At 61.6% G+C, this 16,578-nt stretch carries 10 protein-coding genes; all 10 read right to left on the bottom strand.

The features are described from left to right. Positions 1-4: 4 nt before the first annotated feature. The 10 genes from AC1DXO_RS18985 to AC1DXO_RS19030 all read right to left on the bottom strand — a co-directional run bounded on the left by AC1DXO_RS18985 (position 5) and on the right by AC1DXO_RS19030 (position 16,492). The gene (locus tag AC1DXO_RS18985) at positions 5-2,161 is read right to left on the bottom strand and encodes a hypothetical protein (RefSeq protein WP_476979752.1); all 2,157 of its coding nucleotides are present in this window, start codon (positions 2,159-2,161) and stop codon (positions 5-7) included. Between the two features lie 8 nt (positions 2,162-2,169). Beyond that, entirely contained in the window at positions 2,170-5,838 is a 3,669-nt protein-coding gene (locus AC1DXO_RS18990) for a right-handed parallel beta-helix repeat-containing protein (RefSeq protein WP_476979753.1), read from the bottom strand. Then, positions 5,835-6,935 (bottom strand): alginate O-acetyltransferase AlgX-related protein, encoded by a 1,101-nt coding sequence (locus AC1DXO_RS18995; RefSeq protein ID WP_476979754.1) that lies wholly within the window; start codon positions 6,933-6,935, stop codon positions 5,835-5,837. The genes AC1DXO_RS18990 and AC1DXO_RS18995 overlap by 4 nt, the downstream gene beginning before the upstream one ends. A 21-nt stretch (positions 6,936-6,956) precedes the next feature. Continuing rightward, positions 6,957-8,369 carry an MBOAT family O-acyltransferase gene (locus AC1DXO_RS19000; RefSeq protein WP_476979755.1) on the bottom strand — a complete coding sequence of 471 codons (1,413 nt, stop codon included), beginning with the start codon at positions 8,367-8,369 and terminating at the stop codon, positions 6,957-6,959. Positions 8,370-8,418: 49 nt separating this feature from the next. Then, positions 8,419-9,084: an alginate O-acetyltransferase AlgF gene (locus AC1DXO_RS19005; protein ID WP_476979756.1), complete on the bottom strand. Its 666-nt coding sequence runs from the start codon at positions 9,082-9,084 to the stop codon at positions 8,419-8,421. A gap of 92 nt (positions 9,085-9,176) precedes the next feature. Continuing rightward, a complete protein-coding gene (locus AC1DXO_RS19010; protein ID WP_476979757.1) occupies positions 9,177-10,334 on the bottom strand; it encodes an alginate lyase family protein in 1,158 nt (385 codons plus the stop codon). Then, positions 10,334-12,526 carry a tetratricopeptide repeat protein gene (locus AC1DXO_RS19015; RefSeq protein WP_476979758.1) on the bottom strand — a complete coding sequence of 731 codons (2,193 nt, stop codon included), beginning with the start codon at positions 12,524-12,526 and terminating at the stop codon, positions 10,334-10,336. Before AC1DXO_RS19015 ends, AC1DXO_RS19010 begins: the two co-directional genes overlap by 1 nt. Before the next feature lie 11 nt (positions 12,527-12,537). Beyond that, positions 12,538-13,614, bottom strand: a complete 1,077-nt coding sequence (locus AC1DXO_RS19020) for a PilZ domain-containing protein (RefSeq protein ID WP_476979759.1) — start codon at positions 13,612-13,614, stop codon at positions 12,538-12,540. A 24-nt stretch (positions 13,615-13,638) separates the two neighbouring features. Continuing rightward, complete coding sequence (locus AC1DXO_RS19025; RefSeq protein ID WP_476979760.1) at positions 13,639-15,126, bottom strand: glycosyltransferase; 1,488 nt, start codon at positions 15,124-15,126, stop codon at positions 13,639-13,641. A 28-nt stretch (positions 15,127-15,154) separates the two neighbouring features. Beyond that, a complete protein-coding gene (locus tag AC1DXO_RS19030) occupies positions 15,155-16,492 on the bottom strand; it encodes a nucleotide sugar dehydrogenase (protein WP_476979761.1) in 1,338 nt (445 codons plus the stop codon). Positions 16,493-16,578: the final 86 nt, after the last annotated feature.

The following is a 16,578-nucleotide window of genomic DNA, read 5'->3' on the forward strand; positions in this document are numbered from 1 at the left end:
TTGATCATGGTTGGGCTTTCACAGGTGACGATAAGGCTGGCGTGACGGCGGCGGACGCAGGCGAGGTGACAACATGTGCTGGCGCCGCAGTTGCCGGCCTTGTCGCAGGCGCGGCATGTGCAGGTGCTGCGGGTGCGACGGTCGCCTTCTGGGGCACCATCTGATTGTAGATGGCGATGGCCGGCTTGAACTTTCGGTTCTTGGCCTGCTCGAAGAGACTGATGGCCTTGCCGTGGTCGGCTGGCCCGCCACGGCCCTCCAACAGATAGATTCCGTACCAGTACTGCGCTTCAGGATCGCCGGCTTCGGCACCCTTCTGCAGCCAGACGCGCGCGTCCGGCAGTGACTTGGGCACGCCCTCGCCTGTCTCGTAACAATAGGACAGCATGATCATGGCTTCCGGGCTTCCGGCGTCGGCGGCGCGACGGTAAAGTCCTGCCGCCTGGACGGGGTCGTGGCTTACCCCGTAGCCGGTGGCAAAGCTGCGCGCCATTTCGACGGTGCCTTCCAGGTTACCGGCGCGGTCCGCCTGCTCGAAAAAGGCAAAGGCCCTGGCTGGGTCGACGCGCACGCCGGCGCCACTGGCATAGGCGCGCCCAAGGTCGACATAGGCATTGCTTTCGCCGTGCAGCGACGCTTCGCGCAGCCAGCGTACGGCGTTCTGCGCTGCATCGGGTTCCTGCAACGTAAAATAGAGAGCGCCGAGCTTGCGCATCGCACCCGCGCTGCCCTGCTTGACGCCGGCTTCGAGGAAGGCTTTGGCGCGCAAACGGTCCTGCGGCACCACTTCGCCGAGCGAGTAGGCTTCCGCCATGATGAGCAGAAGATTGGTCGAGGTCGCCCCCTGTTCGAGCGCACTGCTCGCCCAGTTGAAGGCTTCGGCGTCGTTGCGCGGCACGATGTCGTCACCACGGCTGTAGCGGCCGGCCAGTTCGACCTGCGCACCGCGACGGCCTCCCTTGGCAGCCTGCAGCAGATAGACGAAAGCGGTTCTGCGATCGGCGACCAGTCCATGCTGACCACTGTTGTAAAATGTATAGAGAGTCCAGGCTGCCGACGCATTTCCGTCTTTGGCCGCACTGCCGAGCAAGGCCAGCGCTTCCGCGTTGGTCTGCGGCGTTTCCGGCTTGCGCGCCAGCAACATGTCCGCCAGTTCATAGCTGGACGTGCCCGATCCCTTGGCTATGGCCTTGCGGAAATACAGCTCCGCCTGCGTAGCGTCAGGTTTCGTACCGCGGCCCAGTTTGAAATCGCGCCCCAGTTCGGTATAGGCGCCCACCGACTTGCCGTCGCGGGCGGCATCCATCGCCAGGCCGTGGGCCTCGACTGCGGCATTGGGTCTGCCGTCCAGCCGCAGCAGGTCAATCTGGCGCAATCGCGCCGCGTTGCTGTTCAGTTTGACAGCGCGATTGTACCATTCGCGCGCCGTATTGACGTCTTTGCTTACACCCACGCCTTCACGATAGCTGTCGCCTACCTTGACCATCGATTCCACGTTACCGGCCTGGGCTTCGGTCAACTGGCTGATGAACTGGCGATAACGAATATCGTTCAGAAGATGCGGGCTCTTCGACGGCAGGCTGCGGCTCTCCAGCAAACCTATCAGTTCTTCGGAAGCCGTGTCATTGCTTTCCGAGGCCCGGGTCAGCAGCCGCAAGATCTCCATCTTGTCGCCGTCGGGGCGCTCTTTCATCTGCTGGGCCAAAAGCAGCGTGGCGCGCTTGTTGCCAGCCTGCGCGGCCGCACGGATCGCGGCCGTCGCTTCATCCGGCGACCGCGCCAGGTTTGGCTGCGCGATCAGCAACTGGGCCAGGGCCAGTCGCGCCCGATCGGCATATTTGGGGTGCATTGCCGCCCGGCGCAGCATCTGCGCTGCGCGCCATCCCGCCTTGCCGTCGGACGCCAACTGGGGGGCGCGGATCAGCAACAGGGCTTCGTAATAGTCGGCCGCCGCGTCATCGACAGCGCGCAGGCGTTCGATCGTCGACCAGGCGACCTTTGGCCGCCCCGCCTTCAATGCTACGTCCGCTGCCGCCGCGGCAGCGCTCAATCGTGCTTCCGGCCGCATCTGCCAGAAGACCATGCCCGCCACACCGACACCGACCGCGGCGGTGGCCGCTATTAAAAAGATAGCCCAGCGAGACTCAGAGGCTTTCGTCATGACATTTCCTATTCAGCATCGTCAGCAGCTTCGACGCCGGCTTCTGCCGTTTCCTGATCCGCATCGCGGCTGCCCTGGCACATGGCCTGATGGCCGGCAGCGGGTGGCAGCGCATCGACGACGTTGCTCATATAGCCGTTGTTTCTGAACTTGCAGACCTTGTCGGCGACCACAGCCGGACAGGTCGACCGCACGACAAAGCCCTCGCCTTGAAGGCGTGTAACTTCGCGGGTAAGGGGTGCGAGGTCGCCCTGCAGCATCTTCTCGTTGGAACCGATGAATTGGTTGCCCTTGAACGCGACTGCACCGAAACCTGTCGCTGTAATGCCGGAACCGTTATGCTTGTCGATCGTATTGTCGACGATCGCCACCGACACGAACTTGATGTAGGGATCCTTCTTGACGTCACGCAAAGGGAAGCCCGGAACCTCTCTGGGATCGCCGATATAGATATTGACGCCGGTCCGATCTGTTGTGGACAGCTGATTGTGGAATATACCCACGTCGGTACTGTTGCGCACCTTGACGGCATCGCCACGGTTACCGAAGACCACATTGGCCGCCATGATGTTGCACGGGCTTTCGTAAGCCGCCATGCCCTCCTGACCGTTACCCCAGACGCGGTTGGCGTAGACGACATTGCCTGCGGAGATACGGTCCAGCATGATGCCGGTACCGTGATTGTCGAAGACGATATTGCCGACAATCCACGAGTCGTCGACCTCGCGCGAACCGATGATTCCATGCTTTTTAAGCGCACCGTAACTGGTGTTGTAGGCAATGATCAGGCGCTGGGAGAAATCGTGCGGGTCGACGCCGTAGATGACATTGTTCTTGTATTCATTGCCGACCAGCGCGACATCGTCAGCCGCATTGGTGAAGAAACCGAAATACAGGTCTTCGAAACTGTTTTGCACGACCGTGCCCGTCGGGCGCGGCAAGGCGCCCGGCCGGCGTTCAACGATCTCGATCGGCCCTTGCGAATAGGAAAAGCCGTAGCCCTTGTCGCCGCCAAAGCCCAGATGATGGAAATGCGAGCCGTCTGCGTTCATCACGGACCCACCCCAGCTGATGACAAACGGCCGGAACTGACGCTTCGACTCGAAATTAAGCGCGGCATAACTCCGTGTTTTGGGGTCCCATCCGGAGACTGTCACATCGTGGAACCACAGCTTGCCGGCATTGACGATAAAGACCCCGGTTTCGGAATTCATCCGCAATTCGTTGGCATCCGTCCCGGAAATGATCAGGGTGGCTGTGGGTCCGATCAGCAAAGGCACATTCAACACGTAACGCCCGCCCTTGCGGACCAGCAGGTCCCCCTCGCCTATCTCGGCCAGGCGCCGTGACAGGGTTTCCAGCGTCAGCACGCCGGATTCGATATGGATGTAGCGTGGATAACGCGTGCCCTGCGCCTGGACCGGAAAGACGCGTTCACCGATCGAGCGGAAGGTATTGTTCACCTGTGAGACGAACTTGGTGTTGTAGGCGCTGTATTCCATCGGAATGACGAAAACGCGGCCTTCATCGGTCGTCAGGGGTATCTTGTCGCTGACACTTTGACGCGTATAGCTGGCCAGGCGCGGCGGTACAGGAACGGCTTCGCCCGCCTTGTCATTATCCAGGCCATAATAGGTATAGCCCTGGGCCTTCAGAATCACCTGGCGCTCGGAATCGGTCTTGCCGGGATTGTTCGCCTGACCATCCAGCACTTGGAAGCTGTCGAGTGCCTCGGCACTGCTCATGGCCAGCTGATGCATGGTGGCAACCCGTTCCTTGTATTCGGGTATTGCCTGGGCATAGTGCGCCGCCGTCTCGAAATTACGATTGCCCGCCAACACTTCGACGACACGTTCCAGCGCGGCGGTCATCTGATCGTCATCGATGGCCCACGCCAGAAGCCCATCGACCTTTGCCATGTCGGATGTCTTCGCCTGGGCGCCGGCCAGGCGCGCCAGCGCCTTCGTGTAACCCTCGCTGTCGCCGGCAAGGGCATCAGGCAGGAAGGTCTGCGCCTTGTCCGGCTGCCCGGCAGAGGCATAGGCATAGATGGCGGCAGCGGACACGGACTGGATGTCGGCGACCGACTTTGCCGCCGCACGCACCGAGTCGATATTCGCCAGCATCTTGCCGACCTTAACCGTCTCCAGCCGCCTGGCATAGGCGTCCGTGGCATAGGCCAGGACCCAGGCACGGGTGCCTGGCGACTTCTGGTCATTCGCCAGGTGCTCGATATCTCCCGGATGGCCTCGGGCGGCCAGGAAGATGGCCTGGAACATGGCGGCGGAGTCATGCTGTCCCGCACCACGAAGTGCTCCAATGGCATTTTCCGTCGTCTTCCATTCCAGCGCTGTCATCGACTTCCTGATCACGTCGCTCAGGACCGTGGCTTTCGCAACCGGATCGGTGACGCGTCTGGCATATGTCAGCGCCTTGGGAAATTCATTGGATCGCAGGTAGATCTCGGCCAGATTTTTGTTGATACGCGTCTTTGCAAGGCGCGGCGTAAAAATCGAAGTGAGGCTCAACACCTGTTTCGTGGCCGCCGTCGTGTGTTCGGCCATGTGCGAATTGGCATAGCGCGCAGCAACTTCGGAAAGGACTTCGGCCTTCTGCGACGCGTCGGTCAGGCTTTGGACCAAACGTTCGGCGATCGAAAGTCGGGAGTTTTCGGCATTGCCCATGGCCAGCCCAAACAAGGCCTTGTCCCGGGTCGCCTTGAGCGTGATCCCGAAGGCCGCTCTTTCCACAATATCGCGCTGCTCACCGGACTGCGCTTCGCTCACCAGCGTCAGCAGTAGATCGTCACGTTGCGGCAAGCCGGCTTTTGCCGCCAGCGCCGCCGTTGCCGCCGCGTCGATTGCGCCGCGTACGCGCAGGACTTCCGCCGCTTCGAGCAATTCGGTACTGCGGTTTTCCAGAGCCACAGCGTTCAGTCCGCGAAAGGGCGCCAGTTCGGGCGCGCGCAAATCACCGGTCTGCAATTGCATCTGCGCCACGCGCGCCAGGACGGCGGCGCGACTTTCGGGATTGGAAATACTGGTCGCCCAGATGACGGCTTGAGGACGCCCCTTGACCGAATAGGCCAGTGGCCCCGTCATGGCGGCGACCAATGGATCGCGCTGCGCCGCCGGGACGTCCGCGAGCTTTACATAGCCCACGGTCAGGGTCTCGGCACTGGCGGCATAGTCGCCTGCCTCTATCTGACGACGCGCGATCGACAGCAGTCCGGTTGTCCGGCCAGAGGGATCCGGCTCGCGTTCGGTTACGAAGCGTGCCGTGGTAAGCAGGCGGCGGCGGTCGTCGACAGCGACCTCGGGCTGCCCGGCCCGACCGATCAGGAAGCTCGAATAGGTATCGAGCAGTTTCAGATAGCCCGCCGACGTGTCGACCTTGGGGTCCTGGAGGCTGGCCTGGTCGTAGAGGTTCAGAGCCTCGGCCATGGCCGCCTGGCGCTGGGCCGGATCCTGCATCTTGTTGGCGCTCGCCAGCAGTTGGTCAGCCTTCACAGCGTCCTGTGAGACCGTTGTCGTCGGAGCGCCTGCGACCGGCGCAGCTACCTTGCCGCACCCTGCCATCAGGCTGGTGCACAGACCCATCATCAGTATCGTGACAGCGGCCCTGCCGGCTCTCAGCAGAGGGAAACCGGCAAAGCCTGCGGAGTTTGCCTGTATCATGCCCCGCCTCCGGTTGGTTTCGTCACGCTCATCCACACATACCTTTCCGGTATTTCCCAAATGACCCATTCCGGCCGGGCCTCGTCCAACGTCTGGCCTTTCAGCAGGCTTTCCATCGGAATAAATGGTCCAGATCCCTTTTCGGCCGAATTCACCAGCTCGACACCGAGATCACGCTCAAGATAATTGGCAAAGCCCCAGCGTTCGTCGGCGCTGTAACTGGTGCCGACCAGCAGCACGGGAGTCGCGGCCTCACCGAACAGTCCGCCTTCTTCACCCGTGTTCTGCGCAGCTTCCGTCGCATGGCTGAAGACAGGCTGGATCAGGCTGTCGGGCTTGGGGCCCAGCGATCGGAACACCGGTCCAAGGGACACAAAGGTGAGCAGATCGCCATCCATTGACTGCGGTGCCTTGTAGCTGACCTGCAGGCGATGTGCTTCCGGCGGCGCCTTGACCCCGCCGTCCTGCTGAATCGCAGCGGCGATTGCGCCTGCGGCCGCCTCGGCGCCTGCCGGTGTCCAGTGCGTGTCTGTACGGAAATAGGCCGGCTCGCGCGCCTTGACGCCCAGCAGGGCGGGACGCAGGTCGACAACATGCACACCCTCACCAGTCAGTCCGCTGATAAGGCGGTCATACACAGGTTCCAGGGTCTGCGGCCATTGGTAACGCTGCAGGTTTTCGCCGTAGATTCGCGTCTTGGACGGAACAATGGCCACGATCAGGTGGATGCCTCGGCCCGCCAGGGCTTTTTGTGCTTCGGCCGCCGCCTTCAGGGTCGCATCGACCCCGGTCGCGGCGCGCGGCGCCTCGAATTCTTCCTTCGAAAAGAGCCAGTCGTTTTCACCGGCCAGAACGCCTTCGCGCCCTTCGTGGAACAGGCCCCAGGACACTGCGGTCCAGGCCTCGACGGAGGGCTCGCGTATCGCCAGATGCTTGTCGAAGCCCGACGAAAACTCATGCGCCCAGCGCCCGCTCAACAGGCCGGCCAGGTCGATCTTGGGCGCGTCGACACCACGCACCACCGGGTCCGCATAGCCGATCGCGGCCAGGCCCAAGCCCATGACCACCCCCAGTATCGCTGTCAACTTGTCGCTCATGAGATTAACGGACTATCGCTGTCAGAATTGAAAATAGAGAAAGGGTGAGAAGGTCGAGGCGCTCAGGCGGGTCAGGCTGATGATCAAAAGCAAACCAAGCATGACCAATTCCAGGCGCGACCCGCGTGCCGGCACGTAGTCGCGGCCGGTCCAGGCCTGGCGTACGCCAAGGCCGATCATGATCGCCGCCAGGGCCAGAAAAACCAGATTGGTATAGCTCTGCTGCCACGCCACGGCCTGCGCCGGCATCACGCCGTGCAATCCGATCATGCCGCCGTAGACGGACAGGGCGTTTTCCACGGTGGGCGCGCGGAACATGACCCAACCGATCAGCACGATCAGCATGGTCAACGGCCAGGCAGCATAGTGCAAAAAGCGCGTCGGCACCTTGCCGGCGGACTTGGCATAGCGCTCCAGCGCCATGACACCGCCATGCAGGCCGCCCCACAGGATAAAGGTCCAGTTGGCGCCGTGCCAGAAACCACCGATCAGCATGGTCAGGATCAGGTTGCGATAGGTCTTGGCTTCACCCAGGCGATTACCGCCCAGCGGGATGTAGAGGTAATCACGCAGCCAGGTCGACAGGGAGATATGCCAGCGCCGCCAGAATTCGGTTATGCTGCGCGAAGCATAAGGATTGTCGAAATTCTCGATGAATTTGAACCCCATCATCCAGGCCAGGCCGACGGCCATGCTGGAATAGCCCATGAAATCGAAAAACAGCTGTCCGGCATAGGCAAAAGCCCCAAGCCAGGCCTCGAACATCGACGGACGGGCGGTAGCGAAGGCGTGGTCGGCAATCGGCGCAATGGTATCGGCCAGGATGATCTTGGTCGCCAGACCATAGACGAAGCGGCGCACCCCTTCGGCAAAGCCCTTGATCGTATGGACGCGGCCGTGGAACTGCGCCTCCAGGTCCTTATACCTCAGGACCGGTCCGGCGATCAGTTGGGGAAAAATTGCCTTGAAGGCGGCCAGGTCGATAAGATTTGTCGTCGCAACCACGTCACGGCGCCAGACATCGACAAGATAGCTGACGGCCTGGAAGGTGAAGAAGGAAATCCCGATCGGCAGCAGGACATGCGAGACGAAGCTGTCATGGCTGCCGAAACTATGAACGACGAGATTCAGGTTCTCGACGAAGAAGTTCATGTATTTGAAATACAGCAGGGCCAGCAGGTCGACCCCGACCCCGACCGCCAAAGCGATATTACGGTGCTTCTTGTCCGTCGCCTTGTCGATCACTATGGCCACGCCATAGTTCCACAACGTCACCAGAACCAGCAGCAGCAGCATATCGATGCGCCACCAGCCATAGAATATGTAGCTGCCGACGACAATGGCCAGGTTTTTGAAGCGCGCAGGCGTCAGGTAGTAGACCGCCAGAAAGGCGGGCAGGAACAGGTATATGAAGATGTTGGATGAAAATACCATGCCTGCTCCCCTTTCCGGTCAAGTTTGATGCTGGTTTCGAAAAGCGTGCCTAGCGTGAAGTTTCGCTCTTGACCCAGATGACCTTCAGCTTGCCGCCGATCTCCATGGCGATCGAGGAATAGGCATTGCCACGTTCGACGGTCTGGGGTTCGACATTGCCGATGGCCGCGGCGCCATCGAACACGGCAAAGCCGGACGTCGCCGAATTGACGGCCCGGAAGCCGGCGCGCTGCGGATCGGTATCGGGCACGATGACCGCCTTGCCGTCTGCGGTCTTCAGCGACAGGTTGGCGCGTCCGGTCAGGTTATAGAAGGTGATCAGCCCCTTGACCTTGCTCTCGACGCGCGGATCGCGGATCAGCACGCTTGCCGGTTGGGCCTGTGTGCCGGCCACGACAAAGGTATAGTACTGGCCATCGACCAGGTTGAGCGGCACATCGACCGATCCAACCGTGACCGTCGTCTTTCCGGCCGGTACGATCTTGTAGGCGCTGGCGCTGCCAGCGGCGGCGCTGTACTTGACCTTGCCTACCGTGACCTCGGCGGCGTGCCCGTCGTCCGGACTGGACACAACACGGACGAAAACCGAGTTCGGCGGCGGGGCAGCGGCATACAGGCCCGCGTCGACATTACCGGCATGCGCCGCCATTGGCAAAGCCAGGGCGAGACAGAGAGCGCCGGGCACCAACCAGGATTGAAGTCTAGTCGTTTTCATCGTCATCTCCTTCGTTCGATTTCGTCAATTTCTATGACCGGAAGCCCCGGCCGGGGTACGCTTCTTTGCTGGCGATAAGGCTTTCGCAGCGCTCAGCTCCTGGCTTTGCGCTTCGGAGCTTTCGCGACTGCCCTGGTCTTTTTTGCAAACAACAGGGTGAGATTCCCCCCCAGCCCGCTCGCCGCCAGCGGGCGCATCTTGCCGAGCCGCGTACTCCAGCGGCTGCGTCCCGGAAAACGCGACTCGTAGATTTCCAGCCAGGCGATGTCGTTGGGATCGACCGAAGCGCCATCGCTGCCCAGCGCCTCCTGATCGGCGCCGGCCAAGCTGGCGATGAGGGCCGGGTTATCGATCTGGGCCAGGGTAAAGTCGACAAGGCGATGCAGGGCTTCGGAATTGGCGCTGTAAAGTGCCATATTGCCATTCCTGGCCGCCGCCTCGGCGATCATGACCAGCGGCCCCACGGAGTAGGTGTGATAGGACAGCGCACGTTGCCCGCGCAGCAGTTCCAGCGGCAGAGCGCCATCCGCCGTTACCTGGTCGATCCCGATCCTTGCCGCCTGGACACCCCAGTCAAAATAGTCGCGGCGATTGACGGCGATGCCGGCCGACAAAACCGCAAGCCCGGCCCAATAGCGATGATTGTTGCGCGCAGTCTGCGACTGCTGAACAGCATAGAATTGCAGGGTGCTGCTGGCCTGGGCGTCAAGCCAGTTACAGGCCGTTGCGCAGACGGAACCGCCGAGCGCGTCCTGGACCTGCAACAACGCCAGAGCGGCCGGGCCGGTCATTATCAGACGACTGAAATAGCCGGTCTCATTGGATACATCCTTCAAGGCGTCGGCATTAGCCCACTTCCCGATCAGGCCACCAACCTGTGCTGCGGCTTCCAGGTCGTGCCCCTGGCTGTCGACATAGCGGTTTGCCGAGCGCACGACGGCCTTGGCAAAGACGCGCAGCGGCGCCACCGACCGTTCATAAGCATCTGAGAGGTCGGGATCGACAATGGACCGTGTCGGATCGTCCTTGCGGTACCGGGACTCGTTGCTCAGCCCCGACACGGGTTCCGTGGCGGGCAGGCTTTTGGGCGCGCTGGCCTTCTTCCTGGCCGTCGGCACGGTAAAGGGAGGACGCAGACTGGCTTGCGCTGCCGCGGCGGGTGCCGCAACGGCGAGCAGCGAGGCTCCCATTCCCATCAATATGTCGCGCCGTGCCGCCAGCATAGGGCTATCTACGTCCTTCAAGGCCATCAGAAACGTCGCTGCACAGACACATAGATTTGGTTGTCGTTGCGGTCGTAATTTACGGCGCTGTCATCAATCCCGAGGTGGACATAGCTGATGCGGAATTCGGTCTTTTCGCGATAGACCAGGGTCGGCCCGACTTCGAACCGCGTCCGGACCGTCGTGCGGTGGCCCGAATTGCCCTTGGCGTCCAGCGACGTCTCGTCATAGCGCGCCGAGCGCACCGAACCGGCAATCGAGCCGTCGACCTGCCAGTTGCCGGCCGTCCTGAGTCTGCGCACATAGCTGCCCGACAGACTGATCGAGGCCTGCCTTAACGACGGATCGGTCGGGCGGTCGCTGAGCAGGCTGATGCCACCGGTCAGGCCGTAACCGCCTCGCGCCGGTGATACTTGCGCCGACAGGGTTTGACGCCAGCCGTCGCGGCCGACGCGGCGGTCGTCCATATGCTCGACTTCGTAGTGCCCTTCCAGACGGCGTGAACCCATAATCTGTGTGTAGGTAACATAGCCGCCGGCCCCCTGGTTCAGCAGCTTCCCGCCGCGGTAGGTGCGATCGTACAACGCCCCGGCTTCGGCCTTGGCTGTCCAGGCGGAGATCGGAAATTCAACGCCCAGGGTCGTTGCCAGCTTGGCGCGATCGAGCGGGTCCAAGGTCCACTGGTCGACGATATCGATGCCGGCCGAGGCCGTCAGGTAATTGTATTGGCTGCCGATACGGTGGCGATAGTCGACGCTACCCCCGACAACGGTTGCGGCGTCTGAGAATTTCTCATTACCCGGATAAGGCACCGTATCGTCTTCACCGGGAACGGCGGATACGATGACCGGCGCGTTGTCGTCATATTGCAGCCCGCCGTTAACGGCCCCGGTCAGCAGGTGGTTCGGTGTGGCCGCGGCAAAATCATCGGCCGCCGACTTGACGTTGGTGGCTATGGACGGCGTCGCGGGCGCAGCGGCCACGGCGTCGATATCGGCCTTGGCGGCCGAAAACGCAAAGCGCTGGCGGTTGATCGAAGCGCGACGCAGCTGGGCGCGCTGCTGCCATTCTGGCGAATAGGCCGGATTGGCGACGATGGCATCATAGGTAGCCAGCGCCAGCAACGGACGTGAAGCCGCGCGATCGCTTTCAGCCTGGACCATCAGCTTGGAAACCTGGGCGTCCATCTCACGTGCGTCAATCCGCTGAACGACGCGATCACGCCGGCCGACCAGGTCCGGATCGACGCCATCGAACGTAATACTCGCTACCGTCGCGCGCGCGTCACCGAACAGGCCGGCCAGCGCCTGATGGTCGGCCAGGCCCAACTTGCCGGCAATGACGACGTTGGTCGAGGCATTAGGATAGGCCGAAAGGGCCGCCTGGTCCGCCGCGACGGCGCCGGCGAAATCACCTGTGTCAACCCGCAGGTCTGCCGCCTCGAAAGCCGACCTGGCGGCGACATCGACACGTTTCTGCGCCAGGGTGACATCGATGCCGGCTGCCTGCGCAGCCAGATCCGGATCCGCCGAGCGATTGATTGAACCCAGCCACGTTGAGGCTTCGTCGAGATTGCCCTTCTTCAGGCTGATGGTCGCCAGCTTTAGCTTGACGCGGTCCGAATAGGCCGCCGGCACAGGGCAAGGCTGGGTCAACAAGGGCTTGAAAGCCGCTTCCGAACCGGTCACGTCGCCGGCCTTGAGAAGTTTGTCCGCCTGATCGAAAGCGCCCTTCGCCTGGGACACGCCTTCGCGATAGGTGATATCGGACAACAAAGACTGTGCCTGCCTGCGTACCTTGCGCAGACGCGATTTGCCGGCCTTGGCCGCCAGCGTTTTCGCCTCGTCCCACCGCCCCTGCTGAGCCCTGATGCGGGCCAGGCGCAGATAGGCGCGATGGGCGGTGTCGTTCCGATCGGCGCGGACATGGGAAAGCGGGAGCAGTTTGCTCTCCGCCAGATCGTAATTTCCGGCGTCATAGGCCACATCAGCGTCATAAAGACGCCGCGCCATGGGTGACAGTTTCCCAGGAGTCCGCGTCTTGGCCGGCCCGTCCGACATGGCCAGCGGACGAGCCGGACAGACTTCGTCTGCGGCGGCGTGACCGCCGGCCATCATCAGTACAAAGGCCAGGGCGGAAAGGAGCCCGCCGCCCGTTTTCTGCCCGAAAGAATGGGCCGGCCTTGAAGACTGGACCTGCTTGCAAATCTGGCGGCTCATGGGATTATGTCCTAGTTGAACAGTCGGATGGTATTGATCCGCACGGACGCCGGCTGGCCGACCATCGACGCGGGCAGCTTGCTGTCGAACCGAACACGAACGACCGCCGACAACTGGATGATGCCCTGTGAAACCTTGGCATAGGCATTGGTCTCGCCGAAGGTCGGCAGGACGATGCGCTCGACGCGGCCAGTGTAGTAACGGTCGCCGACAAAGATATCGGCGACGATCTTGTCACCCGGACGAATGCGGCGCGCTGATTCCAACGGCACGATGAATTCGCCGCCCATGCGACCCGACATCGGCACGATCTGGACGATGGGCGCACCACGGGCGATAAAGGCGCCTGGTGCTGCCAGGGCTTCACCCATCACGCAGTCGCAATTGCTGGCGACATTGGCGACCGTGCCGTCAAGCCCTTCGATGCTCGAGACATTCTGGTTCGGCAATACGTGCTGACCCGGCTTGGCGTCGACCGAAAGCACGGTGCCGGCCTTGGGGGCGCGGACCATCTGGGCGTCCGGACTGGCCAGGACGCCGTCGGCCTTCAGAACGAAGGCACGCGAATAGGCGCTGTAACCGATATAGCCGACGAGACCGAGGCCGATCGACCACAGGATGCTGAGCAGAACCAGACGTTGTATCGTCGGCCCAAGCTTCTTGCTGCCCGGATCGTCCTTTTTCTGCAGGCGCGCGCCCGTGAAATTTTCACGCTTGACGATGGCCAGGACGTCCCCCGACGTGACGACTTCACCCGACAACTGCGCACCGATCAGGTACTGCAGCAGCGAGAGACTGCTTGGATTCAGATCGCTGAACTCGAAACCTGCCGTCTTCGACTCGGCGTGGGCCTGCCGGACCTCGCCCTGCAGATCCAGCTCGAACGCAAAGCCTTCGAAGCGGAACATCAGGACCAGGGGAATGATCTCTCCGATTGCCGGCAGGACCTCGAAGGGCCCCACGCGCATCCCGGCGACCGACCAGTCCGTCGCTTCATAGACCTTATCCTCGATACGCACGGCAATGGGCACGCGAAGCCGGACGTGCTGTCGCTGGGAGGAGGCTTCATGAACAATTCTAACCGACATACGCTATCCTCATAGCAGGGGCCCTCAAAACAGGGGCAAAATCGAAAAGGGCTTGATGACGCCGATATAGGTGGCGACACAGGCGATGAAGAAGAGAATGGCCGTAACGTGCATGGCGACCGAGGTCATGTTGATGATCTTGCGGCTGAAGGCATTCAGGTCACGCGAAACCGTTGTGTTTTGCCGCGTCCACTTCTGCTTATCGAGGCGGAAGAAGATGTAAGTCTTGACCATCGAGCCGTAGACCTGGTTGAAGAACAACAGGAACGGGAAGGTCCAGCTGACATTCTTGCGGGCGGTCAGGAGCGCCAGGGTTTGCACGAAGCGGGTCACGGCGATCCAGTAGGCATAGACCACCAGCGCCAGCGGCCCGTAATAGAGGGTCAGCATGATCGCCGCGACCGGCCCGACGGTTGCCGTCCACATGCTCATCCGTTGGTCAAGAATGGTCCACCAGACGAACAATCCGGTCTTGCGTGGTCCCAGAGCCAGGGCGCGGCCATTGGTACGCAGCATATTGCCGAACCAGCGCACCATCAGCATGGTGGCGGCGCGTAAGAAATTGCCATCCGGCGGAGACTCGACGGTGCTTACCGTCACGTCGGGGATATAGGCCATCTTGCCGCCGTTTTTCAGAATCCAGAACCAGGTGCTCTTGTCATCGCCGGTCAGGAACTGGAAGGTGCCCAGACGCCAGTGGTCGACACTGTCGCTCTCAAGCTGCCGGATGAAGGTGGGATCGGTCGCGACTTCGATGCGGAAGGCCGACATGCGGCCGGTCAGGGTCAGCACGCGCCGCGACAGTCCCATGGAACACATGAGAATCTGCCGCTGGGCAAAGCGCATATTGTACCACTCGTGGAACACCCGGGCGCCGCGCACTTCGCAGATCTCGTCGGTCGTGAAAGCACTGATGTCCGGCATGACCTTGAAGAAAGGCAGGCTGCGTTGCAGGCAGAAGGGTTCAAGAACCGTGTCACCGTCAACCACGACCACGACCGAACCGGCGGGCGGCAGCATCTGCTGGATGGTCCGCAGCCCCTGGGCCAGGGCATCGCGTTTGCCGGAACCGGCGATCCGAATGAAGGCCAGCCTCACGTGTTCGGGCGGATTGAGCGACAGGAAGATGTCCTTGACCAGCCGCTGGTCGCACATCTCGACCACCGAAGCCACCAGCGTGACCGGAATACTGGTCCGGGACGCTTCGTCGATCGCTGCGCGATAGACTTCGGCACTCGTTTCGGTATCGATCCGAAAACTGGTCAGCAGCAGATAGCAATGCGTCGGCATGCCGTCCTGCCCCATATCGTCGGCCTGCCGCCGCAAACGCGGAAACACCATCTTCCGGTAGATGAGCGAACGCGCGAGATGGGTGGCGGCCCAGAGGTACCGCCACGACGCGATGAAGCCCAATGCCAGAAGGAAGTGTGCCGACTGCGGGTTGAACAGCTCGGAAGGCATGGCCAAACTTATTGCAAGCAACAAGACGGCATAGCCGAGTAGTCCACTCATTACGCGATTCCCTTCAGTGCCCGGTCCGTTACCAGCACAGGCCTGCGTAATCGAGGTTGTTGCTCCGGACTTCCTTGGAAACACGGACAAAATCGATCACGAGCTGATCGTCGCGCTTGCCGATGATCGCTTCACCGAAACGGCGGTCGCCGTTACCAACCACCAGCACGTCGGCATCAATACTGGCCTCATCGATCGTCTCGACCATCAGGTCGGCCAGGTGCGGCAGGTGGGCGCGGACGTAGCTGAGATTGGCGCCGGTCAGGGCCGAGTAGCGGACGTTTTCGTCGAAGATCTTGATCTTGAAACCCTTGCCGTGCAGGCGCTCGGCAATTTCAACCAGCGGCGATTCGCGCAGGTCGTCCGTGCCGGCCTTGAAGCTGAGCCCCAGGATGGCGACGTTCTTCTTGCCGGTCGCGGCAATCATGTTGAAAGCGCGATCGATCTGGGTCTGGTTGGATTCGGCAACCGCATCGAGCAGCGGCGTCGCCACTTCCATCGAACGCGCACTGTAACGCAGGGCGCGCAAATCCTTGGGCAGGCAGGAGCCGCCGTAGGCCATGCCGGGCTTCATATAGACGGGCGAGATATTCAAGCGGCGGTCGGCGCAAACGGCTTCCATGACCTTGTGGCCATCGATGCCGGCAGCCTTGGCAATATTGCCGATTTCGTTGGCGAACGAAATCTTCGTGGCGTGCCAGCAGTTGTTGGCATATTTGATCGCTTCGGCCGTCTTGATGTCGACGATGAATTCCGGCGAGGTCAGCTTTTGATTGATTTCGCGCAGACGGGTCAGGGTCGCCTGATCCTCGACACCCAGGACGACAACCGCCGGATCTTCGTAGTCGGCAATGGCGGTCGCTTCGCGCAGGAATTCCGGATAGTAGGCCAGGCCGAAATCGACGCCGGCCTTCTTGCCGCTGACGCGTTCCAGGATCGGGATAACCGTCTTGCCCATCGAACCGGGCAGCATGGTCGAACGCATGACGACCGAGTGGAAGCCGTCCTTGATACGGATGGCATTGCCGATGTCTTCGGCGACCGCCGCGACGTAGGACAGGTCGAGATTACCATTGCGCATGCTGGGCGTGCCGACGCAAACGATCGACAGGTCGGTATTGAGAATGGCGTATTCGGCGTCGGTGCCCGCGGTCAGCAGGCCGTTTTCGACGGCCGACATGAGCAATTCCGGCAGGCCGGGCTCAACGATGGGCGAGATGCCCTTGCCCAGGGCTTCCGCCTTGGCCGGGCTGATGTCGATCGCGTGGACAGCAAAGCCGTCCTTGCAGATGCAGGCGGCGGTCACGGCGCCGACATATCCGATACCAAAAACGCTGACGCGAGTCTTGCCTGCTGTGGCTGTCATAACTGTATCCCCGGAAGAGCTTGGAAGGGTTGGAAAATTTACTAACTAATTGGAAATGCTATGCCACACTTTTATCGCAGCGCAAC

Source organism: Asticcacaulis sp. P2_C5, assembly GCF_056404555.1.